Source organism: Fictibacillus macauensis ZFHKF-1, from assembly GCF_000269865.1.
Taxonomy (GTDB): domain Bacteria; phylum Bacillota; class Bacilli; order Bacillales; family Fictibacillaceae; genus Fictibacillus_C; species Fictibacillus_C macauensis.
In genome coordinates this window covers 130,073-155,107 of record NZ_AKKV01000024.1, presented here as the reverse complement: position 1 = coordinate 155,107, position 25,035 = coordinate 130,073, and the positions used below count along the sequence as shown (strand labels likewise).

The 25,035-nt window shown below is 39.2% G+C and carries 25 protein-coding genes and 1 riboswitch; of the genes, 16 read left to right on the top strand and 9 right to left on the bottom strand.

Annotated features, from left to right (window positions below):
* Position 1 precedes the first annotated feature (1 nt).
* From A374_RS08195 to A374_RS08180, 4 genes are all read left to right on the top strand, one after another.
* The gene (locus A374_RS08195; RefSeq protein WP_007201737.1) at positions 2–997 is read left to right on the top strand and encodes an alpha-ketoacid dehydrogenase subunit beta; all 996 of its coding nucleotides are present in this window, start codon (positions 2–4) and stop codon (positions 995–997) included.
* A gap of 12 nt (positions 998–1,009) precedes the next feature.
* Positions 1,010–2,242, top strand: a complete 1,233-nt coding sequence (locus A374_RS08190) for a dihydrolipoamide acetyltransferase family protein (protein WP_007201736.1) — start codon at positions 1,010–1,012, stop codon at positions 2,240–2,242.
* Between the two features lies 1 nt (position 2,243).
* Positions 2,244–3,677 (top strand): dihydrolipoyl dehydrogenase family protein, encoded by a 1,434-nt coding sequence (locus A374_RS08185; RefSeq protein ID WP_007201735.1) that lies wholly within the window; start codon positions 2,244–2,246, stop codon positions 3,675–3,677.
* Positions 3,678–3,803: 126 nt separating this feature from the next.
* Positions 3,804–4,691, top strand: coding sequence for a Cof-type HAD-IIB family hydrolase (locus A374_RS08180; RefSeq protein WP_007201734.1), 888 nt, complete (start codon positions 3,804–3,806; stop codon positions 4,689–4,691).
* A gap of 44 nt (positions 4,692–4,735) precedes the next feature.
* Here A374_RS08180 and A374_RS08175 read toward each other — a convergent pair whose 3' ends face one another.
* The 3 genes from A374_RS08175 to A374_RS08165 are packed head-to-tail and all read right to left on the bottom strand — an operon-like array spanning position 4,736 to position 7,008.
* Positions 4,736–5,752 carry a hypothetical protein gene (locus A374_RS08175; RefSeq protein ID WP_007201733.1) on the bottom strand — a complete coding sequence of 339 codons (1,017 nt, stop codon included), beginning with the start codon at positions 5,750–5,752 and terminating at the stop codon, positions 4,736–4,738.
* Positions 5,742–6,623, bottom strand: coding sequence for an ABC transporter ATP-binding protein (locus A374_RS08170; RefSeq protein WP_007201732.1), 882 nt, complete (start codon positions 6,621–6,623; stop codon positions 5,742–5,744). The genes A374_RS08175 and A374_RS08170 overlap by 11 nt, the downstream gene beginning before the upstream one ends.
* Positions 6,607–7,008 carry a GntR family transcriptional regulator gene (locus A374_RS08165; protein ID WP_007201731.1) on the bottom strand — a complete coding sequence of 134 codons (402 nt, stop codon included), beginning with the start codon at positions 7,006–7,008 and terminating at the stop codon, positions 6,607–6,609. The genes A374_RS08170 and A374_RS08165 overlap by 17 nt, the downstream gene beginning before the upstream one ends.
* 143 nt (positions 7,009–7,151) lie before the next feature.
* Here A374_RS08165 and A374_RS08160 point away from each other — a divergent pair, with 143 nt between their 5' ends.
* A complete protein-coding gene (locus A374_RS08160; RefSeq protein WP_007201730.1) occupies positions 7,152–7,979 on the top strand; it encodes an HAD family hydrolase in 828 nt (275 codons plus the stop codon).
* Positions 7,980–8,046: 67 nt separating this feature from the next.
* Positions 8,047–9,297: a M48 family metallopeptidase gene (locus tag A374_RS08155; protein ID WP_007201729.1), complete on the top strand. Its 1,251-nt coding sequence runs from the start codon at positions 8,047–8,049 to the stop codon at positions 9,295–9,297.
* 47 nt (positions 9,298–9,344) lie between these two features.
* Here A374_RS08155 and motB read toward each other — a convergent pair whose 3' ends face one another.
* Together motB and motA are read right to left on the bottom strand one after the other, a co-directional pair.
* A complete protein-coding gene (motB, locus tag A374_RS08150) occupies positions 9,345–10,151 on the bottom strand; it encodes a flagellar motor protein MotB (protein ID WP_007201728.1) in 807 nt (268 codons plus the stop codon).
* Positions 10,144–10,929, bottom strand: coding sequence for a flagellar motor stator protein MotA (gene motA, locus A374_RS08145; RefSeq protein WP_007201727.1), 786 nt, complete (start codon positions 10,927–10,929; stop codon positions 10,144–10,146). Before motA ends, motB begins: the two co-directional genes overlap by 8 nt.
* Positions 10,930–11,108: 179 nt before the next feature.
* Here motA and A374_RS08140 point away from each other — a divergent pair, with 179 nt between their 5' ends.
* Together A374_RS08140 and A374_RS08135 are read left to right on the top strand one after the other, a co-directional pair.
* The gene (locus A374_RS08140) at positions 11,109–11,684 is read left to right on the top strand and encodes a TlpA disulfide reductase family protein (protein WP_007201726.1); all 576 of its coding nucleotides are present in this window, start codon (positions 11,109–11,111) and stop codon (positions 11,682–11,684) included.
* A 189-nt stretch (positions 11,685–11,873) separates the two neighbouring features.
* Positions 11,874–13,307, top strand: coding sequence for a PAS domain-containing sensor histidine kinase (locus A374_RS08135; RefSeq protein ID WP_007201725.1), 1,434 nt, complete (start codon positions 11,874–11,876; stop codon positions 13,305–13,307).
* 40 nt (positions 13,308–13,347) lie between these two features.
* Here A374_RS08135 and A374_RS08130 read toward each other — a convergent pair whose 3' ends face one another.
* Complete coding sequence (locus tag A374_RS08130) at positions 13,348–13,932, bottom strand: CAP domain-containing protein (RefSeq protein WP_007201724.1); 585 nt, start codon at positions 13,930–13,932, stop codon at positions 13,348–13,350.
* A 106-nt stretch (positions 13,933–14,038) separates the two neighbouring features.
* Positions 14,039–14,578 carry a histidine phosphatase family protein gene (locus A374_RS08125; RefSeq protein ID WP_007201723.1) on the bottom strand — a complete coding sequence of 180 codons (540 nt, stop codon included), beginning with the start codon at positions 14,576–14,578 and terminating at the stop codon, positions 14,039–14,041.
* Positions 14,579–14,825: 247 nt separating this feature from the next.
* Here A374_RS08125 and A374_RS08120 point away from each other — a divergent pair, with 247 nt between their 5' ends.
* The 6 genes from A374_RS08120 to A374_RS08095 all read left to right on the top strand — a co-directional run bounded on the left by A374_RS08120 (position 14,826) and on the right by A374_RS08095 (position 20,630).
* Positions 14,826–15,281, top strand: a complete 456-nt coding sequence (locus A374_RS08120) for a MarR family transcriptional regulator (RefSeq protein WP_007201722.1) — start codon at positions 14,826–14,828, stop codon at positions 15,279–15,281.
* Between the two features lie 333 nt (positions 15,282–15,614).
* Positions 15,615–15,797, top strand: coding sequence for a hypothetical protein (locus A374_RS08115; protein WP_007201721.1), 183 nt, complete (start codon positions 15,615–15,617; stop codon positions 15,795–15,797).
* A 121-nt stretch (positions 15,798–15,918) separates the two neighbouring features.
* Positions 15,919–17,427 carry a cardiolipin synthase gene (gene cls / locus A374_RS08110; RefSeq protein WP_040340439.1) on the top strand — a complete coding sequence of 503 codons (1,509 nt, stop codon included), beginning with the start codon at positions 15,919–15,921 and terminating at the stop codon, positions 17,425–17,427.
* 67 nt (positions 17,428–17,494) lie between these two features.
* Positions 17,495–18,277 carry an undecaprenyl-diphosphate phosphatase gene (locus A374_RS08105; RefSeq protein ID WP_007201719.1) on the top strand — a complete coding sequence of 261 codons (783 nt, stop codon included), beginning with the start codon at positions 17,495–17,497 and terminating at the stop codon, positions 18,275–18,277.
* Positions 18,278–18,396: 119 nt separating this feature from the next.
* A riboswitch (cyclic di-AMP (ydaO/yuaA leader) is annotated at positions 18,397–18,534 on the top strand.
* Positions 18,535–18,617: 83 nt separating this feature from the next.
* Positions 18,618–19,274 carry a potassium channel family protein gene (locus A374_RS08100; RefSeq protein ID WP_007201718.1) on the top strand — a complete coding sequence of 219 codons (657 nt, stop codon included), beginning with the start codon at positions 18,618–18,620 and terminating at the stop codon, positions 19,272–19,274.
* Positions 19,275–19,277: 3 nt separating this feature from the next.
* On the top strand, positions 19,278–20,630 hold the full coding sequence (locus A374_RS08095; protein WP_007201717.1) for a TrkH family potassium uptake protein: 1,353 nt from the start codon (positions 19,278–19,280) through the stop codon (positions 20,628–20,630).
* Between the two features lie 42 nt (positions 20,631–20,672).
* Here the strand turns inward: A374_RS08095 and bcaP are convergent, their stop codons facing one another.
* Together bcaP and A374_RS08085 are read right to left on the bottom strand one after the other, a co-directional pair.
* Entirely contained in the window at positions 20,673–22,058 is a 1,386-nt protein-coding gene (gene bcaP / locus A374_RS08090) for a branched-chain amino acid transporter BcaP (protein ID WP_007201716.1), read from the bottom strand.
* 224 nt (positions 22,059–22,282) lie between these two features.
* On the bottom strand, positions 22,283–22,750 hold the full coding sequence (locus tag A374_RS08085; protein ID WP_156793175.1) for a hypothetical protein: 468 nt from the start codon (positions 22,748–22,750) through the stop codon (positions 22,283–22,285).
* A 178-nt stretch (positions 22,751–22,928) separates the two neighbouring features.
* Here A374_RS08085 and hutP point away from each other — a divergent pair, with 178 nt between their 5' ends.
* Positions 22,929–23,363 (top strand): histidine utilization transcription antiterminator HutP, encoded by a 435-nt coding sequence (gene hutP, locus A374_RS08080; protein ID WP_007201714.1) that lies wholly within the window; start codon positions 22,929–22,931, stop codon positions 23,361–23,363.
* Between the two features lie 116 nt (positions 23,364–23,479).
* On the top strand, positions 23,480–25,015 hold the full coding sequence (gene hutH / locus A374_RS08075; RefSeq protein WP_007201713.1) for a histidine ammonia-lyase: 1,536 nt from the start codon (positions 23,480–23,482) through the stop codon (positions 25,013–25,015).
* Positions 25,016–25,035: the final 20 nt, after the last annotated feature.

Below are 25,035 nucleotides of genomic sequence, written 5' to 3'. Positions count from 1 at the left end.
AATGACGACTGCAGTTGGAACGAAAAAAATGACGTTAGTACAAGCGGTAACGGATGGGTTACGAACGATGATGAAGGAACATGATAACGTGCTTGTTTTAGGTGAAGATGTTGCCCAAAATGGTGGGGTGTTTCGAGCGACCGACGGGTTGTTAGAAGAGTTCGGGGATCAACGTATAATTGATACGCCTTTAGCAGAATCAGGCATTATTGGAACGTCGATTGGTCTAGCGATGAATGGTTTTCGGCCAGTAGCTGAAATGCAGTTTTTAGGCTTTATCTATCCAGCGTTTAACCAAATTATGACGCATGCGACGCGTATTCGTGCCCGTACGCTTGGAGCATTTACCGTTCCAATGGTCATTCGTGCTCCGTATGGTGCGGGTGTACGTGCTCCCGAAATTCATTCAGATTCCGTCGAAGCGTTATTTGCTCATATGCCAGGTATGAAAGTTGTTGTTCCCTCTAATGCATACGACGCAAAAGGAATGTTGATTGCAAGTATTGAAGATCCAGATCCGGTTCTTTTTCTGGAACCGATGAGAGTTTATAGAAGTACAAAAATGGATGTGCCTGAAGGAAAGTATACAGTCGAGTTAGGTAAAGGCAGCATTTTAAGAGAAGGATCAGATGTCACAGTATTGACGTATGGTTCGTTAACAGAGCAGTGCGTAAAGGCCGCCGAAGCTGCTAGCGAAAAAGGGTATTCGGTAGAAGTGATTGACTTGCGAAGCCTATATCCACTAGATAAAGAACTAATTGCGGCCAGTGTACAAAAAACAGGTCGCGCGGTCATTGTGCATGAGGCGCCACAAACAGGTGGTTTATGCGATACCCTTATTTCTCTTATTAATGATACGTCGTTCTTTTATATGAAGGCACCTGTAGAAAAAGTGACAGGACATGATACGCCTGTTCCGATGTTTGCGTTAGAAGATCATTATTTGCCTACGTCGGAACGTATACAAGCGGCAATTGTTTCTGTGATGGACTGTTAGGAGGAGAAGTAAATGGTAGAAGTAAAGCTTCATGACATCGGAGAAGGCATGCACGAAGGAGAAATTCTTCATTTCTTTGTAAAACCTGGGGATATCGTAACCATTGATCAACCTCTTGTAGAGGTACAAACAGATAAAGTAACAGCTGAACTACCTTCACCGGTGGCTGGAAAAGTTTCAAAGCTGCTTGTAAAAGAAGGAGAAACGGTAACAGTTGGAACGGTACTATTAGTTTTAGAAGGTGAAGGTAGCTCTCATGCGAAGAAGGAAAGTCAAGAGCCGCTTGGCGCTGCAAAACAAGTGACAACAGTCGGCAACTCACCTAAAGACGAGAGTGCTTTAGCGCTTCTAACGAAACGAATATTGGCGGCTCCTTATACGAGAAAACTAGCTCGTGAGCATCAAGTTGATCTAGAACTAGTAACGGGTACGGGCCCAGCTGGCCGAATTACAGAAGAGGATGTCATGCGTTTTGTAGCAGGTGATCAAAAGGATAACATCGTTTCTGCAGCAGCGCTAGAAGAACCGCAAAAAGATTCATCCCTTTCTACAGCAACCGTTTCAACAATTCCTTTTAAAGGTCGTCGCAAGCAAATCGCCAAAAAAATGACGCAATCGTTATTTACCATTCCTCACGTTACTCATTTTGAAGAAATCGATATGACAGCGCTTTTAGAAATGAAAAAGCAATTAAAGCAAAATGATACGAATGTATCTGTAGCAGCATTTTTCGTAAAAGCACTTCAATTTGCATTGCGTGATTTCCCGATTTTCAACAGTAAGCTTGACGAAGCAAATGATGTCATTCAGATGCATGAGCAAATCAATATTGGAATTGCTACCGATGCGGAAGATGGTTTAATCGTTCCGGTCATTCATGATATCAAGGCGTTAAGCATTAAAGAAATTAATGAAGATATGAAAATGAAAATGGAAAAAGCAAAAAATGGCACGTTGTCTCGACAAGATATGAGCAATGGTACGTTTACGATTTCTAACGTTGGTCCACTTGGAAGCATGGGAGCAACGCCGATTATTAATGCTCCAGAAGTAGCACTCATGGCTTTTCATAAAACAAAGCGTGTACCCGTTGTTATGGGCGAAGAGATTGTCATTCGTTCCATGATGAATGTATCGATGTCTTTTGATCATAGGGTGGCAGATGGTGCAAGCGCGGTTATGTTTACGAATCGCTTTAAGCACTTTATCGAAAATCCTTCGTTCATGCTAGTGGAGATGGTGTAACATGGTAGTTGGAGAATTCGTTCAAAAACGACAGTTAATGATTATTGGTGGTGGACCAGGCGGTTATCATGCGGCTATTCGTGCCGCACAGCTTGGTCTTGAGGTAACACTCGTTGAAAAAGAAGCGATGGGTGGAGTGTGTTTAAATGAGGGATGTATACCGACGAAGGCGATGACCCAAGCGGCTAGCAACCTATCATCGTTAGCTCACTATAAAGCGATGGGAATCAATGTCGGCGACGCAACGTTTTCGTTAGATACCTTTCGTTCTTTTCAGGAACAACAAATATCAAACCTGCGCTCAGGTGTAGAAGCTCTTTGTAAGGCAAATCGAATAGAAATTCTGCGTGGAACGGCTTCCTTTATGCAAGAAAATCGCATAGGTGTAGAAACAGGTCACCAGTTTGAGATATACGAATATGAACAAGCGATTATTGCCGTTGGAGCAACGATGAAGATGCCTAAAGAGCTGTCCTATATTGAAGGGAAAATCATGACGCTAGCGCAGTGGTGGAAGCTTTCCGAACTGCCAGAGCATTTACTCGTAATCGGTAGTGACTACATGGCACTAGAGGCGGCTTTCACGTATTGTCAGCTTGGTAGCCAAGTCACGTTAATGACGGATGATGAAACATTTGGGCTCGATCGCGCAGTAGTGAAAGAACTGCAACGAGTGATGAAAAAGGAAAAAATAAAACTCTTGAAAAATAGTACGCTCATAGAGGTGTCTCTTCACGGTGAAACCGTTATTGCTACTGTTTTGGCGCAAGAAGAACGCGTCACAATAGAAGCTTCTCACTTGCTTGTAGCAGGTTCTTATGAAGCAAATAGTAAAGAAATTGGCTGTGACTTTCTTAAGATTGCTGTTGATGAAGCGGGTATGATCGAAGTGGATGAAGGGTGTGCTACGTCTGTTCAAAACATTTATGCTGTCGGCGATTGTACAATTGGGCCGAAATTAGCGAGCAAAGCAATTAAGCAAGGAAAAGTTGCTGCCGAGTGCATTGGTGGTTTGAAAGCCGCCTTTAATTTGGCAAGTATTCCGATGGTCATTCATACGAACCCACCGATTGCGTATAGCGGTTTACGAGAAGATGAAGCGAAAGCAGCGGGTTATACTGTGAAAAGTGGTCAATTTGCGATGGGTGGGAACGGTTTTACAGCACTTGCGGGGCAAAAGGATGGTGTCGTTAAACTTGTTATGGATGAACAAAGCGACCTTCTTCTCGGCGTTCATATGCTTGGAAGGGGAGCAACGGAACTCATTCAAGCCGGTGTTATGCTGCTAGAAATGGCTGCACGTGAAGAAGACGTTGCCTATCCATTGTATGCACATCCTTCTTTAAGTGAAGCATGGATGGAAGCTGTGGAAGCAGCAACAGGTAAGGCAATTCACATTCCACCTTCTAAAAAGAAAGAAACCCTGTCTAAATAAGAGGTAAAAAAACGAGCCGTTTAGGCTTGTTTTTTTATTCATTATGAAGCGTGTAAGCGTAGTTACTTTACATAGCGTACCAATCATGAGAGGATAATTATATTTATAATTCGGGAAGACTGTAAAATGGAAAAAGAACTAAAGGATGGTACGATGAAGAAATTAATTGCAATTGATATGGATGGAACGTTAGTAAACAAGCGTTTAAAGGTTACGCAAGAAAATAAGGATGCTATTCAAAAAGCGCAAAAAGCAGGGCATATTGTAGTCATTGCTACAGGTCGTTCGCTAGATGAAGCACGCTTTACACTAGATGAGGCTCAGTTAACATTGCCGCTTATTTGTGTAAATGGAGCTGAAATTTTAGATGAAAATCGAAAGAAAGTATCAAGTGTGCCAATTTCATTTGAACGCTATGAAATGATGGCGAAAGTGCTAATGGAGCAGGATGTGTACTTTGAGATTTATGGAAGTGATGGTACGTATACGAATGATCGCGAGCAGGCGTTTGAAGTGATGAAAGATATCGTTTTAACATCAAATCCTGAAGCAAGTGAAGAAGATGTGCATAAAGCGGCGTTAATGCGCTTTAAGCTCGGTCTTGTTCATCATATTGATTCGTATGAGACACTCTTTCAAAAGCAGGATTTTGAAATTTATAAGTTACTTGCGTTTTCTAGCCATCATGAGAAATTATCGAAAGCTGCACAGCAATTAAAAGAGATGGGCGATCTAGCCGTAAGTTCCTCGGCTAATAACAACTTAGAAATTACGAATAAAGCAGCACAAAAAGGGCTTGCTCTTTTAGATTTTGCTGCGCATGCAAACATTTCATTAGAGAATACAATGGCTATTGGTGATAACTATAATGATGTATCCATGCTTGAAATGGCTGGTACGAGTGTTGCCATGGGAAATGCAGAAGCTGAGATTAAAGCGATTGCTTCTTATGTAACAAAATCCAATGAGGAAAGCGGCGTGGCTCATGCCATCGAACGCTTTATCGCTGAATAAATAAAGAAAAGCATCGCGAGGCGTGAAGCCTGCGATGCTTTTTCTTATTTTAACCACGTTAACTTTTTATTCATAATACGTCGAAGAATAAAGAAGCAAAGAATGCCGGTGATGAAGGCACCGAGATAGAAACTGTATAGGCGTTCTGGCTGAACAAATGGTAGAAATAATGGAATAATAAAGCCGCCTAAAATCATGATTAAAATGGTAGCTACACCGAAAAAATACGGTTGGAAACGCTCGAAAATAATAATTTTTCCGTTATTTTCGCTTTTGCTGCGGCTAAATAAAAACAACCCAAGTCCTAAAGAAAGGATAATGTATAGCAGTGGAGAAAGGAGTGTGTGTATGCTCCAGTTCGGTAAATAATATTCGTATACTATAACGCTATTTTTAACTTCAATAAACATCTCAAAGGTATTCGTCAGCATGCTCAAGCTATAAGGTTCGGCAGGGCTTACATACTGTAAGAGAGAGAAATCTCTTACAGTATGAATACGTAATAATTCATCAAAGGTAACGACGAATACGCCAGGTAAAATGAGTAGAAAAAGTGTAATGATAAATTGGGAAACAAATCCGCCTGTAAACGTACCGACAAAAAGTGCCAAGCTATAAATAGCTACTGTAAAAAGTAAGTAGCCACTCCAGGCTTTCCACAGATAGCCAGAAGCCATATACGTATGCAAGTAGGTGGATTGAATCGTAATGTACGTTAAGATGTAGCTCATGCTAGTAGCTAGCATAATGTGAAATGTCCCAAAACTCCAATAAGAAAAAAAGATTGTTTTTCGCGAATAGGGAAGCGTTAGTGTAAATTCATTATATCGATTGTTACGCGCATAGCCCATGACGATACAAGCTAGAGCGATGACAGCTCCAAGTGTGAGATTACCAGTAAGCGAATCAAGACTATGATGAAATTCAAAAGAATTATCTGTGTCAAACCTACCAACTAGCCAGTACATATATGGAGTAGCTAGCAACGTAAGAAACCAGTAGGCTCCAAGAACAAAGCGCGTTTGTTTGTTAAACAATTTCCATAAGGCTTTAGGATACATAGTCGTCGCCTCCTAATAGAATGACAAAAATATCTTCAAGGGTCATAGGAATTTCTTCTAATAGCAACGGATGCTCTGCTTCGATGAGCGCATAAGTTTGGGAAATCGAATCATTGATAAGTAACGTATATACACGACCGATTTTCCCGAGAACCGTAATATTTTCTTGTAAGGTTAAGCGTTCAGGGAGCTCATTTTTAAAGACAGCTTGCACCTTTACATAACGCTCTTTCGCATCCTCTATAGAGGCAACCAAGTCTACTTTTCCATCACGAAGTAAAATAACTTGATCAGCAATTTGTTCGATCTCATTGAGGTGATGCGTGGAAATTAAAACGGCTACATTATGTACTGCCACTTCTTCTACGATAAATTGAAGGATTTGTCGTTTGACGATCGGATCAAGACCGTTTGTTGGTTCATCTAACAAAACAAGTGACACACGAGATGAGAAGGCCAGGATAATTGCTAGTTGTGCTTTCATACCTTTTGAATAACTACGAATCTTTTTAAGTGGCAACTGAAAACGACTCATAAGGCTTTTAAATAATTCAAAATCAAAAGTCGGATAAATGCTTATATACAGTTTTGCTATTTCATTTGGTGTATAACTGTTTAAAAATTGTGTAGAGTCAGATACATACACGAAATTCACTTTTTCAGATGGATGTTTCTGAATGGAGAGATTGTTGAACGTTATATCTCCAGAAGTGGGATCTAGAATGCCAGCAATCGTTTTTAAAATCGTTGTTTTTCCTGTACCATTTCTGCCAATTAAGCCGGTTATTGTTCCAGCCGTTAGTGAAAAAGAGATATCGTGAAGTACTTTTTTATCTTCAATCGTTTTATTAATGTTACGTACGTTTAGCATCAGTAAGCCCCCCAAACTCCTCTAAATAGTCATGCGTTAGTTTCAAAAATTCTTCTTTCGTCATCCCTAAGTATGAAGCATCAATAATTAACTGTTTCAATGTTTGGCGCACGGCTGCGAGTTTTGCTTCATCAGGCTTTAACGATAGTGAGGCAGGGATAAAAGTTCCCCTACCACGTAATGTTTCAATAACCCCTTGGCGCTCAAGCTCTTGGTAAGCCTTACTTACGGTGTTAGGATTAATAACAAGTAGCGAGGATAGTTCACGAACAGATGGAAGCTTTTCACCAGGGAGTAGAATATTTTTTAGTAATAATTCTTTCACTTGATTTACAATTTGTTCCCATATAGGCGTACTGCTTCTTGGATTTAATTCTAAAAGCATAGATGTACCTCCTGTAATTTGAGTGTATTATTCGAAGTAGTACAATTATTACAATAAGATAGAAAAAAATAAAAGTCAAGCAGTGTTAGTATTTTACTTCCAGAAATGTAACGCATAAAATAATAGTGAAGGGAGAGAAGGCTATGAAAGAAATGATTCAAGAAAGTAAACTATTAATTTTTGATTTAGATGGCACATTGTATGAGGATACTGATCATTTCGACTATTATTGTCGACAACTCCAAGAACGAGCAGAAGCATCCATTCAAGATGTGTTTTATGATGATTATGAAAAAATGAAAAAAGGGCTTCATCCAGTAGCGGTTGGAAAAGCCTATGATTTAAAGCACGACCGTGCGTTAACCGTTGACCCATTTACATTACAAGTAACCGCTGCGCATACGTGGGAAGGGAAAGCTATAGCAGACGAGCATCTTAACGAAGAGTATAGCGGAGAAATTACATATGATTTTGAACGCTTTGTTCCAATCGGTGATGGTTGGTGGCTTCCTTATGTTACGGCTATGCATTATGGATTGAAGCAAGAGGATACGTGGGAATGTTATAATGCGACAAAGCTTTATATGGTTAGTGATGCTTTTTCGCTTACGAAGACACCAGGATTAAAGGAGCGTCTTCTGCAATTAAAGGAAGAGAAGTATTTAGTTGTTATGACAAATAGCGACATTGATGATGTGAATCGACTGATGAAAGAGCTTGATTTAGAAGATGTATTTCATGAAATACACGCTTCTTCCTTTAAGCCGATTCAAACGAAAGCCGTTTTGCAAAAATTGCTAGATAAATATAACGTAGCGCCAAGTCATGCTGTCTCTATTGGTGATAATTTTATTAATGAAATTGCACCAGCACTCTTAGAAGGGCTTCATGCGGTCTACATCCAACCAAATGGCTACGATCTCTCAACAGAGCAATTGTATGTTGTTCCCACGCTAGAAGGCGTACTATAAAGTTTTTGTTCTAAATTGGACAAAGCCGGCTAAACTTAGAATAGGATGTCCTTAAGGGGGAAAGTCAGTGAAAAAAGCCATTATGTTTGCTGTCGGGTTATTCATATACGCAGCTCTTATGTGGTACTATCTGTTTCACGGAGCGCAAACCGATATTCCTATTCAATTAAAAGGATCAGCGGCTGATCCAACGATGTTTATGAATGAACATCAGCTGAAGTTAAGCTATGATTTCTCACGAATAAAAGATTGGATTTACTTTTTATCCGTACCGTTGGAATGGCTAATTTATCTTCTAATCCTCGGATTTGGACTTTCCAAAGGCATGCGGAAGCTGACGGGAGGCATTACAAAGTTCTCTGCGTTACACACTGCTTTGTATGTGTTATTGCTAACTTTTCTGAGTTGGTTATTAACCTTTCCATTACGCTATTATAGCTATACTGTATCGAAAAGCTATGGCATTTCCGTTCAGCCTTTTAAAGGATGGATGAAAGATAGTCTCATTGATTTTTGGGTGAATTATGCCATTATGGCGGCAACCGTCATTGTTCTTTACTTTTTTATTCGCAAGTTTTCTAAACGTTGGTGGCTTGGAGCTTGGTTAGTATCCATTCCATTTACAATCTTTATGTTCTTTATTCAGCCAGTCGTTATTGACCCGTTGTACAATAAATTTTATCCGTTAAAAAATGAACAATTAAAGGAAAAAATCTTAACACTAGCAAAAAAAGCAGACATTCCTGCTCACAATGTATACGAAGTGAATATGTCTGAGAAAACGAATGCGTTAAATGCTTATGTAAATGGCATTGGTTCGAATTTACGGATTGTTTTGTGGGATACGACGCTCGACAAATTGAAAGATAAAGAAGTTCTCTTCGTTATGGCACATGAAATGGGTCATTATGTGATGAACCACTTGTATCAAAACTTAATTGGAGCGATTGTCTTATCGTTTTTTGGTTTATGGTTTGGTAGCAAACTGTATAAGTGGTTTATTTTGAAGTGGGGAGAAAAGTGGGGATTGAAAGGGCCGGGTGACCTAGCAGCTTTGCCGGTACTTTTATTAATCTTTAGTTTACTTTCGTTTGCCGCGGGGCCTGTAGAGAATATGATCTCTAGGAAGGCCGAACATGATGCCGATCGTTATGCCATTGAATTAACGAAAAATCCTGAAGCGGCGGTTACTTCTTTTCAAAAACTTGCTGCGGAAGGTTTAAGTGAAGTGAATCCCCCAGGTCTTGTAAAGTTTTTCTTGTACACACATCCAACGATGTTAGAACGAATTTCGTATTTACAATCGTATCAAAAATAAAGAAAAAGGTTGGACCGCAATGTCGGTCCAACCTTTTTCTTTGGTTACTATTTGATAACGTTAGCATTCGGCTTTACATTATATTTTGGTAGAATCAGCACTTCAACGCGACGATTTTTTGATTGTCCATTTGTTGTCTTATTGCTTGCTGTAGGGCGATACTCACCATATCCACTAGCGCTAAGATGCTTTGGTGATAATTGTTTGTTTTCTAAAAGAATTTGCATAAAATTGATCGCACGCATAGCGCTTAACTCCCAATTGGATTGATAACGGTTCGTTACAATTGGGATATTATCAGTATGTCCAGCAATTGTGATGCTTCTAGGTGGATTAGTAACGAGTAGCTGAGATAGGTCTGCACCTAGTTTAACAGCACTTTTCTTTACTTCGGCACTTCCTGAATCAAAAAGTGCATGATCTAAAATCGTAATGAGAAGTCCATTTTCAGTAAGTTTCGTTTGTAAACTTTGTTCATAATGTTTGCTAGTGATGAACGCATTGATTCGCTGCTGAACGGTTTGTAGTGATTGCAGTTCGTTTTTCACTTGTTGTATATAGGCAGCATCTTCACCAGCCGTTTTTTGCTTTTTTTGTAGATCGGCCACTGAGGAACCTAACGGAGTTTCAATGGGAGCATCGTGTTCTAACACGCCAGTTCCGCCGGTAAATTGTTGATGAAATGCGCTTGAGAATTTTTTGAACTTTTTTCCATCCACTTCACTCATAGCAAACAATACGACAAACAAAGCAAGAAGCAATGTTAGCATATCAGCATAGGGAATTAACCACGCTTCATCTGTTTCATGACTTTTTTTTTGTTTTTGCTTTTGTTTTTGTGTAAACCTAGGCAATGTTCACACCTTCTTTAACTTGCTGCCGTTCGCTTGCTGATACATAAGTGAGTAATTTTTCTTCTAGAACTTTAGGGGAGGTGCCATCTTGGATGGAAAGAAGTCCCTCAATCATGATTTCTTTTACTTTCATTTCTTGTTGAGATTTATGTTTCAGTTTGTTAGCAAAAGGGTGCCAAAGTACATACCCGCTAAAAATTCCAAATAGGGTGGCAATAAAAGCGGCAGAAATTGCTTCCCCTAATGCTTCAATATCATTCATGTTGCCAAGGGCAGCGACTAGTCCGATGACTGCACCAAGAACACCTAATGTAGGTGCATATGTACCTGCTTGAGAAAAGAGACTAGCATTGCTTAAATGTCGCTCCTCCATCGTTTCTAAATCTTTAAGTAATACGTCTTGGATAAAATCAGGTGATTGGCCATCAACAATCATCTTTATGCCTTGCTTCAAGAATGGGTCGTCAATTTCATCGGATTTCGGTTCAAGCGCTAGCAAGCCTTCTTTTCGAGCAATGAATGCCCATTCCATAAAGATGGCAATCACTTCGGGCATCGTCATTATTTTTTGATCTGTAAATAAGATCGTAAATAATTTTGGCAGTTTTTTTATTTTATTGAGTGGGAAGGCAATTAGCAATGCGGCAGCTGTACCTGCAAAAATGATCAGGAGCGCTGCAGGATTAAGAAGTGCCGCAATAGAAACGCCCTTTAGGATCATTCCTGTTCCAATTGCAAGAATCCCAATGAGTACCCCCATAACTGATGTTTTGTCCATCTGCTTCATCCTCGCTTCTGTTAGTGTCACTCGTCTTTCTCTATATCGGCAATTGCTTTCGACTGTTAATAGGACTAAAGAGGGAAGTACATATGACGCTAGAATTAATTTTCCACATGACACCAACTATCGGTATAATGACAAGTAAGAACTAAATTTTATTGATCAAGGATGACGACATGAAAAAAAAGACAAGCCTTATCCTATTCTTTGTCATAATTGCCGTTATTGGTGGAGCATTATGGTCAGTGCAACACCACACTACGAATCAAGAAAAAGCTACTAAAGACAAATCAGTTGTTTTTGAACAGGTAAAAGCAAATGGAAGTGTAGGACTTGAACCAGGCAATGAAGTTCCAGACTTTGCATTACCATCGTTACAAGGAAAACAGGTAAAAAGAAGTAGTCTAAAAGGGAAGAGAGTCATCTTGAACTTTTGGGCAACATGGTGTCCACCTTGTCAAAAAGAGATGCCTGATATGGAAAAAATGTATAAAAAGCATAAAGCATCTTCACTTGAAGTTATCGGAATAAACTTACGACATACAGAAAAAAGTACAGAAAACGTTTCTCGTTTTATTGGCAAAAACAACGTTACCTTTCCGATATTGTTAGATGAAGAAGGAAAGGTAAGTAAACAATTTGCAGCGGTTTCGTTACCAACAAGCTATTTAATTGATGAAGAGGGAATCATCCAGAAAAAGGTGATTGGTCCCCTGTCATTAGAGGAAATGAATAGTTTTGCAAAATATTAAGAAAAGTCTCTCTCCTGCTGATGGCAGGGGAGAGACTTTTTTTAGAGAATATATAGTAATAAAAGCCTATTTCATAAAAATTTTAAATTAGGCACTTTGATGAATAGGAATTTCTTACCTTTTAGCGAAATTAGAAAAGGGGGTAAACGTGCACGCAAAATACAGCTATGGATGAAGGGGGAGCTGCCCATGGTTGAAAACTCTCTAGCAAAGATGTCCATGACAGTACGATCACTTGATTTTTTCTTTAATCAAGCGTTTAGTGTCAAGGATTCAGGACGTGAATTTGTTCATTCTTTTGCGTTAAAGAAAACATCCGTAGGGAATTATGCTGTCTCCGTTGCAGAAGAAGCCGTAACAGGGTTTGGGTTTCAAGAAGAGTGGATCGATTATATCCTTCCAAAGAATGAAGTAAAGGCATGGGAAGTTTTTTTTGAGAAAGCTTTTCAAGGAGAGCTTTGCTTTTATGAAACGGAAGTAGATGATCGATTGTTTACTACAATTTTAACGCCTATTTATCGAGATGGTATTGTTTCAGAAGTGATTGGACGTACAATTGATCGCACACCGTCTTCGCTTCCTATGGAAAGAGAAGGCATCATTCGTAAATATAAAGAAATCTTCAAACATACGCTTCATCCAACGTTATTAGTGGATGATCATATGGTTGTATCAGAAGCAAATCCAGCAGCGTGTCAGTTGTTACAACTGTATCCTTTCCCATCGGGGCAGTGTCGTTTGCATGAATTATTACAGCCGCACAATGCGAATGAATTCTTTTGGAATTGGGATGTATTTCGAATCGATCGTCATCATACGTGGGAGTATAAAACAGGTGATATAACAGAGGGACGAACGATTGAAGTAAGAGGGAAGCACGATATTTTAAATGGCATGCATTTAATGATTTTACAAGATGTTACAGAGCAACGCCAAACAGAAGAGCGGCTTCGGAAGGCAGAAACCTTAAATGTGGTTGGAGAAATGGCTGCTGGAATTGCCCATGAAATTCGTAATCCACTAACAAGCTTAAAAGGATTTATTCAACTGATTAAGAATGAGAGTAGCACGAACGGGCCCTACTATTCCATCATCTTAAATGAGGTAGATCGAATTGAACATATTTTATCTGAATTTCTTCAATTAGCTAAAACCGATCATCAACAAGTGGAGAATAGTAATTTGATCCCGGTATTAATAGAAACGGTAACATTGTTGCAAACACAGGCCATTTTAAAGAATATTGTTTTGCAGCTGGAGATTGGTGAACAGATTCCACCAATTGAGTGTGATCCTTTTCAAATAAAACAAGTATTTATTAACCTGATTAAGAATGGGATAGAAGCTACACAAATATCGGGGAAAATTAAAGTTTCAGCCCATTTCTTGCCTAAAGAAAAGATGGTTGCTTTTCGCTTTGCTGATAATGGAACAGGTATGCCCCATCACGTGCTGAATCGAATTGGCAAACCCTTTTATACAACAAAAGAGGAGGGAACAGGATTAGGATTGATGGTAAGCTATAAAATCATCGAAAAACATAAAGGCTCCATTCAAGTATCAAGTGAAGTAGGCAAGGGGACGACCTTTGAAGTACGGCTTCCCGTTTTACAAAACACATAAAAAAGAGGCACTGGAAGTCCAGACACCTCTGTTGTTCTTATTAACCAGTAAATTCTTGAACGAACATTTTACCGTATTTTCCACCTTTAATAATTCCGATTCCGACTTTAGTGTAGCCAGCTTTTAGGATGTTTGCACGGTGACCAGCAGAATTCATAAGTGCTGTGTGTGCTTTAGCAACTGTTGCATTTCCTGCTAAGTTTTCACCTGCTGTACGGTACGTGATGCCGAATTTTTTCATCATATCAAATGGTGAACCGTATTTAGGTGAATTGTGATCGAAGTAATTGTTTGAAATCATATCTTGTGCTTTTACACGCGCCATTTTAGTAAGTTTCATATCTGCGACTAACGGTTTCACACCTGCTTTAGCACGCTCTTTATTAACCGAATTAAGCATTTGCTTCTCATCAGCTGTTAATTGACTTTGTGACGAAGCTGAAGACTCGTCCACTTTTGGCTGTTCTTGTTGTTGGCTATCGTTTACTTTTTGCTCTTGAGGCATATATTTTGAAGCTGGTTGTTGTTGTGCGTCGCTATACGGGCATGAAGCGGCGTAAGACATTCCAGCGTTGACACCGAATAATGAAGCACCTAACAGTGAAGCTACGATTACTTTTTTCATGTAAAAACCCCCTAGGATGAAATAAATATAGTGTGTGTGTGTTACACAACAAAATGTTTCGCCCTAATACTGTCCTACTGTGGGGGTATGGAAAAAAGTACCTTGTTTATTCCCAAATTCTTTGGGTATGCATCTCAGGCTTGAATGAAATCTTAAATACATCAGGATTTGTAAGCTTACGCCAGTCCTGAAACCCTTTATGATAGCCAACGCTTTTCAACAGCAGAGATAACAAATTTCCATGAGTAACGAGAATAAGAGAAGTTGTCGCGTCGTTTTGACGCTGTTCATTCATAACAGCAGTAATACGATTGATGGCAGTTTGACTTGATTCGCCACCTTCTAACACATAATCTAAGTCCTCAAACGTTCGCTCTAACTGCATTAACCAGTCATCACGATCTTGGGGAGATAAGATGCGTTCACTTAAGCGATCATCTGTATGAAGGGGTAAGTTCCGTAGACGCGCAAGCGGAGCAATTGTATCAACCGCTCGTTTAAAGGGACTGGAAATAATCTGATCTATAGGCTTGTTTTTAAAAAAGTGACATAGCGCCTGTGCTTGTTTGCTTCCTTCTATAGTTAATGGAGCAAGTGCTTCCTGACCTGTAGCTTGGCAATGGCGGACAAGATAGAGAGTGTTCATTACTTTGCATCCTTTCTCTTTAAATGTAGAAATATTTACCATATATGCTTTTATCGTATCATGGAAAAGGACTCGTGTACCGACAATTCTTAATTTTTTATTAAATAAGGGCCAATGGGTTTATCTTTTTTCTGATAAATGTGATAAGATAGTCCTATAAATATAAAATTTTGAAAAAAGTGTATTTATATATTTGAAACTTTTTAGTATAATGTAATTAATTTATAAACTTGGGGGATGCTGTCAAATGAAAATTCAAGGACTAAAGGCTTACGTAGAAAAGCTTGAAGTGGCACACTATATACTCTCAAAGAGCTTACATCCTGAAACTGATAATGAAAGCGATTTAACTCGCACGCAATATGTGCTAATGCGTATGCTTTCTGTTAGAGATCGATGGACTGTTACAGAGCTTGCTGAGATGCTTGAGGTAAAGCCGAGTGCTGTTACAGTGGCTGTAGATCGTCTCTATAAGAGAGGGTATGTTCAACGTTACCGCAGCGAAAATGATCGTCGGATTGTGTATTTAGAGTTATCTGAAACAGGTACGAGCATTTTAAAAGAAGCAGAAGATAAACGATTAAGAAGTATGGAAAACTTGCTTAGCACACTATCTAAAGAAGAATTGGACATGTTGGTAAGCATTTATGGTAAATTTGGAAAATCTTCAAAACAACATCAAGAATTAACGTATTCATCATAAGGAATACAGCGGAGAGCGTTCACTCTTTCCGCTGTTTTTTTATATACAAGACGATCCCAGTGATGATGATGGGTAAACTAACTAGTGACATCAGCATTTCTGGTACATAAAGAGCACCTTCTCGGTAAAAGCGCAGAGAAAAGGTACCTCCAAATAAGAATAGGCAACAAAAGCCGAAATATAAGTAGGGATAGGAATTTTTCATAATACGCCTCATTTGATTTTTTTGCTAGATTATACCATGAAATATCCGGTTTGGAAAAAACTCCTTGATGATTTTTTCATACAATCGAAAATACTACTTGTATGAAAAGGTGAAGGAGGGAACATATCATGTTTAAAAGAGAAGGAATGATTCCAACCATTCTTGGAACGGCAGTGAGTTTAGCATCTTTTTCGTTTAGTACAACGACACGAAAATATAAAACATTATCTCATGTACTCTTAGGCTTTGGACTAGCTCATATTGTACTTGGTGTCATTGATTTATTTGAACATCATCACGAAGAACAATAATCTTTGCGTCTAATTTGTGATCTCATCACAAATTGGACTTTTTTTAATAGTTGTAATTTTTAGGATTAACGTTTGAATAACCTTATTAAGGGAATATCAGTAGAAACTTAAAGAGCGGAGAATGAAAATGAGACGATTGTTAGAATTTTGTTTTCTATTTCTTTTACTTGCTTGCTTAATTGTTATTTGTTTTACATCCCTTTCTTACGGATGGAAATGGAGTGCAGCAAGTGTATATGTAGCCATTATTGTTTGGACCTTGTATTCGTTAATGTTAGAAAACCGTACGTCCCATTTTACCCTCGTATGGATGTATGTTCTCATTTTCCTTCCATTTATCGGGTATCTCTTTTACTTATATTCCGGACAGCTTTATTTAAAAGGTCAATTATTTCAAACGAAATTAAAGCATGATCGAAAAGAGCTTCAATTATTAGCGGAAAAAGGAACTGAGCCTAACTACGAAGCGTTAAGCGAAACAGGCGCATGCTTTGCCAAGTCGTCACAACAGCTGTATATGACGATGTATCATGAACATACCCATACTGATATATTAGTGAATGGCGAAGAAACGTTTACTGCTTTAAAGGAGAAGTTACTGGCAGCTACTTCGTATATACATATGGAATATTACACGTTTCGTTCAGATGAGCTTGGTAGAAGTATTATTGATGTGTTAATTCAAAAAGCACAAGAAGGAATTGATGTTCGCTTTCTATTTGATGGAATGGGCAGCCTTACTTTCGCAAATCGTGATATTAAGCGGTTAAAAACAGCTGGCGTAAAGGTCTATCCATTCTTACCGATTAAACATGGATTCTTTAATCAAAAATTCAATTTTAGAAATCATCGTAAAATCGCTATTATTGATGGAAAATACGGTTTTACGGGAGGCTTAAACATTGGTATGGAGTATTTAGGTGCCAATAAAAAATTAGGTTTTTGGCGAGATACCCATCTTTTATTACAAGGAGAAGCCGTTCAAGCGTTGCACGCTATTTTTTTATTAGACTGGAATTATGTTACGAATGAATCCTTAATGCAGGAGCATCGTTATACGGAAAGTTATAGCGTAGCAGGAAACGGTAGCGTTCAAGTAGTACCAAGCGGTCCAGATACGGGTCAAGGTGTTATGAGTGATTTATATTATTCAATGATTTCTTGTGCAAAACAGTCGATTTGGATTGCCACTCCTTATTTCGTTCCAAATGAAGCCATTCGGACAGCGTTAAGAGTGGCTGCTCGTAAAGGTATTCAAGTAAGAGTAATGGTTCCAGAGAATAGCGATAGCTTTTTAACCAAATACGCTTCGAGATCGTATGTGCCTGAGCTATTGCGTGCTGGCATTGAGATTTATTTTTATAAAAAAGGATTTATGCATCAAAAAGTAGTGTTAATAGATGGGGAATTAGCATCTGTCGGTTCAGCAAATATGGACTTACGAAGCTTTCATTTGAATTTTGAAGTGAATGTGTTTTTGACAGGACATCAAGTCGTTTCAGAACTTCATGAACTATATAAAATGGACATACAGGATTGTGAACATATTTCATTAAAAGACTTTAAGGAGCGAGGCAGATGGGAACGTTCTAAAGAATCTTTTGCCCGATTATTTTCTGGCGTATTGTAAATGCCTGTACTAATCAATCCATAGCGAGAATACGTTTTATCATGGACGATGGATAAGAGGTGGTCTTATGGATTGGTTTGAAGCGCTGATACTAGGAATAATTCAAGGCTTGACGGAATTTTTACCGATTAGCTCGACAGGACATTTATTACTCGGAAGAAAGTTATTTGGGTTAGAGGATGCGGGTTTGCTGCTAGATAGTCTGCTTCATATTGGAACATTGGTAGCGGTAGTTACCGTCTATTGGCAAGAACTTAAATCGATTGTGAGGAAACCTTTTAGTCGAATCACATGGCTTTTAGTTGCAGGAACATTACCAACAGTCATTATCGGATTAGCTTTTAAAGATTTTTTTGAAGAGATATCAAAAACAGGCATAACAGTAGGATGGGAGTTTTTAGCGACAGGATGTATCTTATGGTTAGCGGATACGATGAAAAAGAAAGGCCATAAGACGCTGCAACAAATAACAACCATGGATGCATTAATTATAGGTAGTTTTCAAGGAGCAGCCATCTTACCTGCTCTTTCGCGCTCGGGACTAACGATCGCTGCTGCGCTGTTTCGAAAGATTGATAAAGCGACTGCCGCTTATTTCTCTTTTTTATTATCAATCCCAGCAATTGCAGGCGGATGTGTTTTGCAGTTAAAAGATTTATTTTTTCAACGAAGTGAACATTTATCTTTTTCGGCATTATTTATTGGAACACTTGCTTCCGCGTTATTCGGTTATGTGGCGGTTAAATGGATGATTTCTCTGTTGAAAAAAGGGTCGTTAAAAGGCTTTGCCGTGTATGTTTGGGCTCTTGGTGCCTTCATTTTGCTTCTGCAAGGAATTCATGTTTTTTAGACTCTCCTTTTTGGAGAGTTTTTCATAGTGTGACTATGAGTGATGAAGGTAGAAAGAAATCATTGACATTTGCTAGAAGCCCTTATAAATTTAATGTAGTAAAACACAATGTAATAGTGTCTTTTTGATCGCTTAATTTCACATCTTCAATGTGAAAGCGGGGGACCCATCTATCGGGGTGAATCTTACGAATGTAAGAGGGGATACTTCCATTCCTAATCCGACAGCTAACCTCGTAAGCGTCATACGAAGGAAGGGACAGTTGAGCATGTAACTGACCATTATTTGTAATGGTCTTTTTTTATTGTTTCAACGAATAGAACCTTAAGGAGAGAATAGAATGGACAAGCAATTTGCTGTAATTGGCTTAGGTCGATTCGGCGGCAGTATTTGTAAGGAGTTTGCGAAGATGGGTTACGAAGTGATGGCAATTGACCGCGATCTAGAGCGTGTTAATGAATATGCCAATATCGCTACGCAGGCGGTACAGGCGAACTCAACAGACGAAAAAGCCTTAGTGGCACTAGGTATCCGGAATTTTGATCATGTCATTGTGTCCATAGGAGAAGATATTCAATCAAGTATACTAACGACCCTTCTTCTTAAAGAAGCAGGCGTAGCTAAAGTATGGGTGAAAGCTCAAAATGACTATCATCATAAAGTATTAGAAAAGTTAGGTGCGGACCGGATTATTCATCCAGAGCGAGATATGGCGTTACGCGTTGCACAGCTCATTACGTCCGATAAAATTATTGATTTTATTGAACTATCAAATGAACATAGCATAATAGAGGTGGGCGTCACAACGAAACTTGCAGGGCAAACGTTAACCGAACTCGATGTACGAGCAAAATACGGCTGTAATATCGTAGCGATTAAACAAGATAATGATATTCTTGTTTCACCAATTGCTGACGTTGTTTTAAAACCTGGAGACGTTCTTGTTGTCATCGGACAAAACAAGGATCTTGCTCGTTTCCAACATGAAGGAGTGTAGGTTGTGGGCTTTTCCACTAGTGAAAAACGAAAATCTTTTCTATATAGACCGATCAAGTTAACTCCTCCACAAACCGTAGCATTAATCTTCCTTACGCTAGTTGTCGTTGGTGGTTGTTTATTGAAACTACCAATTTCCACAGTAAAAGGCATTGATTGGATTGATGCGTTTTTTACAGCAGTCTCAGCAGCAACGGTAACAGGGCTTGTTACGGTCGATCCGGGCTCGACGTTTACGATTTTTGGGCAGGTTGTTATTTTGTTTTTAATTCAAGTCGGTGGGATTGGTATTATGTCATTTGCCATTCTCGTTGTTATAATGCTTGGAAAAAAAATCGGGATTAAGCAGCGGCTTATTATGCAAGAGGCGCTCAATCAACCTTCGATTGGGGGCGTCATTCGCCTCGTTCGTAACTTATTGTTATTTTCTATATCAATAGAAGCGATTGCTGTACTGTTTTTATCCATTCGTTGGGTACCAGATCTCGGTTTTGCAAAAGGAATATACTATAGTATTTTTCATACAATTGCTGCCTATAACAATGCTGGATTCGGCTTATGGCCTGATAATCTAACACGTTATGTTGGCGATCCAACAGTTAACCTTGTTATTACTCTTCTTATTATGACAGGGGGTCTTGGCTTTACGGTATTAGTAGATCTTTGGTATAGCAGAGAATGGCGCAACCTTTCATTGCACTCAAAGGTTATGATCATTAGTACATTTGCTGTAAACGTTGTTGCTGTCGTACTAATTTATTTATTTGAATACAATAATCCACATACGCTCGGTGCGCTTTCGCCAACCGATAAGTTGTGGGCTGCTTATTTTCAAGGAATTTCTCCTCGAACAGCAGGTTTTAACACAATTGATATTGGAAGTATGAGGCAAGATTCTGCTTTGTTAATGGTTATTCTAATGTTCATTGGTGCGGGTAGTACTTCCACGGGTGGAGGAATTAAATTAACAACGTTTATCGTTATACTCTTTGCCGTAATTACCTTTCTCCGAGGAAAAGAACATACTACAATTATGAAGCGAACGATTCGAAATGCGGTCATTCTGCGAGCACTTGCTATTGCGACGTTAAGTATGATGCTCGTGTTTGTTGGAACGTTGCTACTGACGATGAGTGAGCACGCGCCGCTCATGACGATTTTATTTGAGGTTGCTTCGGCTTTTGGTACAGTAGGACTAACGATGAATTTCACTGCGACTCTTTCACTGTTTGGGAAGTGTGTGATTATTTGTATTATGTTCTTAGGGAAAATTGGGCCATTAACTCTTGCTTTTTCGCTAGCTCGGCCACAAAAAGCAAATATTCGTTATCCAGATGGTGAGTTATTTACAGGTTGAATAGAACAAGCGAACGAAAACTTTTCGTTCGCTTGTTTTTTATTATGACTTGTTTAATGTACTTCGTTTGCGAGCATAAACAAAATAGACAAGGGCTCCAATCGTTAGCCAAATAACAAATGAAATCCATGTAATACCTGGTAAAGAAATCATAAGGTAGAGACAAAATAGTACAGTAAGGATTGGTAAAACAGGTACAAATGGAGCTTTAAACGCACGTTCTAACGTTGGATGTGTTTTTCGTAAAACGAGTACGGCGATTGCTACTAATGAAAAAGCAGATAATGTTCCCATATTTACTAAATGAGCTAGCGTTTCTAAATCAATAAAACCAGCGATAAAAGCAGCGACAAAGCCTGTAATCCATGTGTTTTTAAAGGGTGTTTTTAACGTTGGATGAACACTGCTTAACATGCGAGGCAATAATCCATCACGACTCATCGCGTAAGATACCCGCACTTGGGCAAATAGCATGACGAGTAATACGGTTGTAATTCCTGCAATTGCACCAACAGAGATTAAGCCAGCAATGGTATTTTGGCCAACGAAGGTAAGCGCAAATGAAACAGGATCAGCAACGTTTAGCTGTGTATAAGGAACAATGCCTGTTAGAATTAACGAAACAACAATATATAAAAATGTACAAATAGCAAGTGACCAAATAATTCCGAGTGGTAAGTCACGTTGAGGTCGTTTTACTTCTTCAGCAGCGGTTGCCACGGCATCAAAACCGATGTAAGCAAAAAAGACGGTAGCTGCTCCTGTTACAATACCCTCGAATCCAAATGGTGTAAAAGGAGACCAGTTTGATGGTTTTACGTACCATACCCCAGCGACGATAAACAATACAATGACAGTTAGCTTTATAATGACCATAATATTATTAACGCGGGCACTTTCACGAATGCCTCGACTGAGTAAAGTGGTAATTAACAATATAATTAGTACCGCTGGCAAGTTTATGATGCCCCCATGTCCAGCTCCTGGCGCGGAGGTTAGAGAGGTGGGCAGATAAACATTGAAGCCTGCCAGTAAGGATTGAAAATAAGCGGACCAGCCTGTTGCTACAGCAGAGGTTGCTAATAAATATTCCAGCATAAGATCCCAACCAATTAAAAAGGCAAATACTTCACCGAGCGTGGCGTACGTATACGTGTATACACTTCCAGCAATCGGAACCGTAGAAGCGAATTCTGCATAACAGAAAGCAGCAAAGGCACAGGCAATTCCAGATAAAATAAAAGATAAAATAAGAGCAGGCCCGGCATCTTTAGCAGCTACGACACCGGTTAATACAAAAATTCCCGTTCCGATAATCGCGCCAATGCCTAGTAACGTTAAATCAAAGGCGCCGAGAGAACGCTTTAATCCTTTTTGCTGGCTTTGAGCAAGCATGTCTGTGATTGACTTTTTTCGAAAGATGCTCATACGTACCTCCAAGGTGTTAAATTGAAAGAAAATTCATATAAATTTGTTAATTGTAGTATATTGTCGAAAAGAGTCGAAGTCAATAAGTTCTTTGTTGGTAAATATTAGTCCGTTCGGTGTTCTACAGTGAGAAGTGGCTGGTAAAGTGCAGTAATTGGTATTTCGCTAGCGTATCAATAGCTCGTCCATTAAAAGTCCATTTACTGATCGGCGTAATGCGCTATTTATCGCTTTAACAGTTGCATAAGTAAGTTTGTATATTTTTTCTTTTCTTCTAACGAGGAAACATTCTCATAATTAAACAATGCTTCTTGAATTTTTTTCGATTGTTTTTCCTCACTCCACTCTACAAACGTTTCATAGTGCTTGCTTTGTAAGTAAACGCGCAGCATATTTTGATCAGGACCAAAAAAGAAACTTAAATGATCAATAAACAAGGTAAGCTCTTCAAGATTCACAATCGTTTTAGCATAATTTAGTGTGTATTTATAACTATTATAGAGGTCGCGTTCAAACGGAAGAGCGAAACATTCTTCTTCAGATAGTAAACCTGGTGCAGTTGGTAATAGCAGATAAGGCATTTCTTTATGATCGTAGCCTATAAAAAAGTCTTGGTTACTTTCTTGCTTAACGGGAAGACGAGACATTGTAGTTTGGACAATCATGCGCTGAACTTGTATCATAGTTTCCACACTCACTTTCTATTAATTTACCACTAGGATAGCCACTAGATTGCTAGTTTATACCTTTTGTTCAATGCTTCAATAAAGCAATAAGTTGTTGAAGGATAATTGACGAAAAGTTTGTAAACGAATACACTTAAAGTAGTTCTCTAGTTTTTAGTGCTTGATAGTGAAAGAAGTGATCTAGATGTCGCTTTCAGAGGAAAAGTTAATTGGAAAGCTAGCGATGCTTTCTGTTTTAGATGAAACCTACACTTCACATGTTGATGTGCTCGGTTGGCAACAATGTATAGGTAAAGTAGGCTCAATGGAATCGAATAAAGTCGTGGCTGCAATAGAAACAGCCGCAAAAAAAAATGAAATCATCAATGGTTCCGTCTATCGCGAAACACATGCGCTTTATCATGCCATTATGGAAGCGCTTCATGGTGTGACGCGAGGGCAAGTGCAGCTTGGAACAGTGCTACGAACAGTCGGTCTAAAGTTTTCAATCGTAAGGGGTACGCCATACGAGAAAGAAGCTGAAGGGGAGTGGATTGCTGTTGCACTTTATGGAACAATTGGTGCTCCTGTAAAAGGCTTAGAACATGAAGCCATCGGTTTAGGAATTAACCACATATAAGTTGGCCTATAGTGAGCAAGTAGTGTTTAGGAGGCCGTATTTTACTTTTCACACACCGTGTGACTAGTTAAATGCGGCCTCTTTTTGATGTTTAAGAGGAGAGAGGAGTGGATGAAATGATTCTGTTAACAGGTCATTCATTAACGCTTGAAGAAGCGAAACGAATTGTTGTGGGCAATGAACAGGTTGCTGCATGTCAAGATAGCATGGAGAATGTGAAAAAAAGTAGAGAAGCTGTAGAACGTATTGTTGAGCAAGGGGAAGTTATTTATGGTATTACGACGGGGTTTGGAAAGCTAAGCGATGTGTACATTGCTCCAGAAGATACAGAGAAGTTGCAACTTAATTTAATTCGTAGTCATGCGGTGGGAGTAGGAGAGCCATTCCCTGAAAAAGTTAGTAAACTTATGCTTGTTCTCCGCGCTAATGCATTGTTAAAAGGGTTTTCCGGTGTCCGTCCAGCTGTTGTTGAGACGCTTCTTCAGCTTGTGAACGCTGACATCACACCTATTGTTCCACAGCAAGGATCACTAGGAGCAAGTGGTGATTTAGCTCCGTTATCCCATTTGGCGCTCGTGTTAATTGGGGAAGGAGAAGTGTGGCATAAAGGAGAACGCAAGCACGCGATGGCTGCCTTGGTAGCAGAAAATATTATACCTTTAATTTTAACTGCAAAAGAAGGGCTTGCTCTTATTAATGGTACACAAGCAATGACAGCACAAGGTGTGGTTGCTTATCTAGAAGCAGAGCAGCTAGCTAAGCAAACAGAAGCGATTGCGGCGCTAACAATGGAAGGATTATTAGCCATTACAGATGCCTTTGATCCAGCCATTCATTTAGCACGAGGCTATCAAGAGCAAACCGATGTGGCCGCTCGCATTCTTTCTTTATTAGAGGGAAGTAGATTAACGACTACTCAGGGAGAAGAGCGCGTTCAAGATGCGTATTCCATTCGCTGTATTCCACAAGTGCACGGTGCTTCTTGGCAAGCGTTAGGGTATGTAAAAGAAAAGTTGGAAATTGAGATGAATGCAGCAACTGACAACCCGCTTATTTTTGACGAAGGCAAAAAAGTAATTTCGGGTGGTAATTTTCATGGTCAGCCGATTGCCTTAGCTATGGACTTTTTAGGCATTGCCATGGCAGAGTTTGCGAACATTTCAGAGCGTCGAATTGAGCGGATGGTAAATCCACAGTTAAATGACTTACCTGCTTTTCTAAGTCCAAATCCAGGACTTGAATCTGGGGCCATGATTATGCAATATTGTGCGGCTGCGCTCGTTTCTGAAAACAAGACGTTAGCACACCCAGCAAGTGTCGATTCAATCCCTTCTTCAGCGAACCAAGAAGATCACGTAAGTATGGGTACTATTGGCGCAAGACATGCCTATCAAATTATAACGAATGCGCGCCGTGTATTAGCTATTGAAATGATTTGTGCCGTGCAAGCGATTTCTTACAGAGATGAAGAACGATTAGCACCAAAAACACGACACATTTTTGAAAAGGCGTCAGAAATATGTCCGCCTTTTAAAGAAGATAAAGTATTTTCAACCGATATTGAACGAATGACAGCATGGCTTGCTGACGTATCATTGGAAGATCTATTTTCTTTATATCCACCGAGTGCATCTGAAGAAGTACAAATATAAATTCTTTAAAAAAAGAAGGG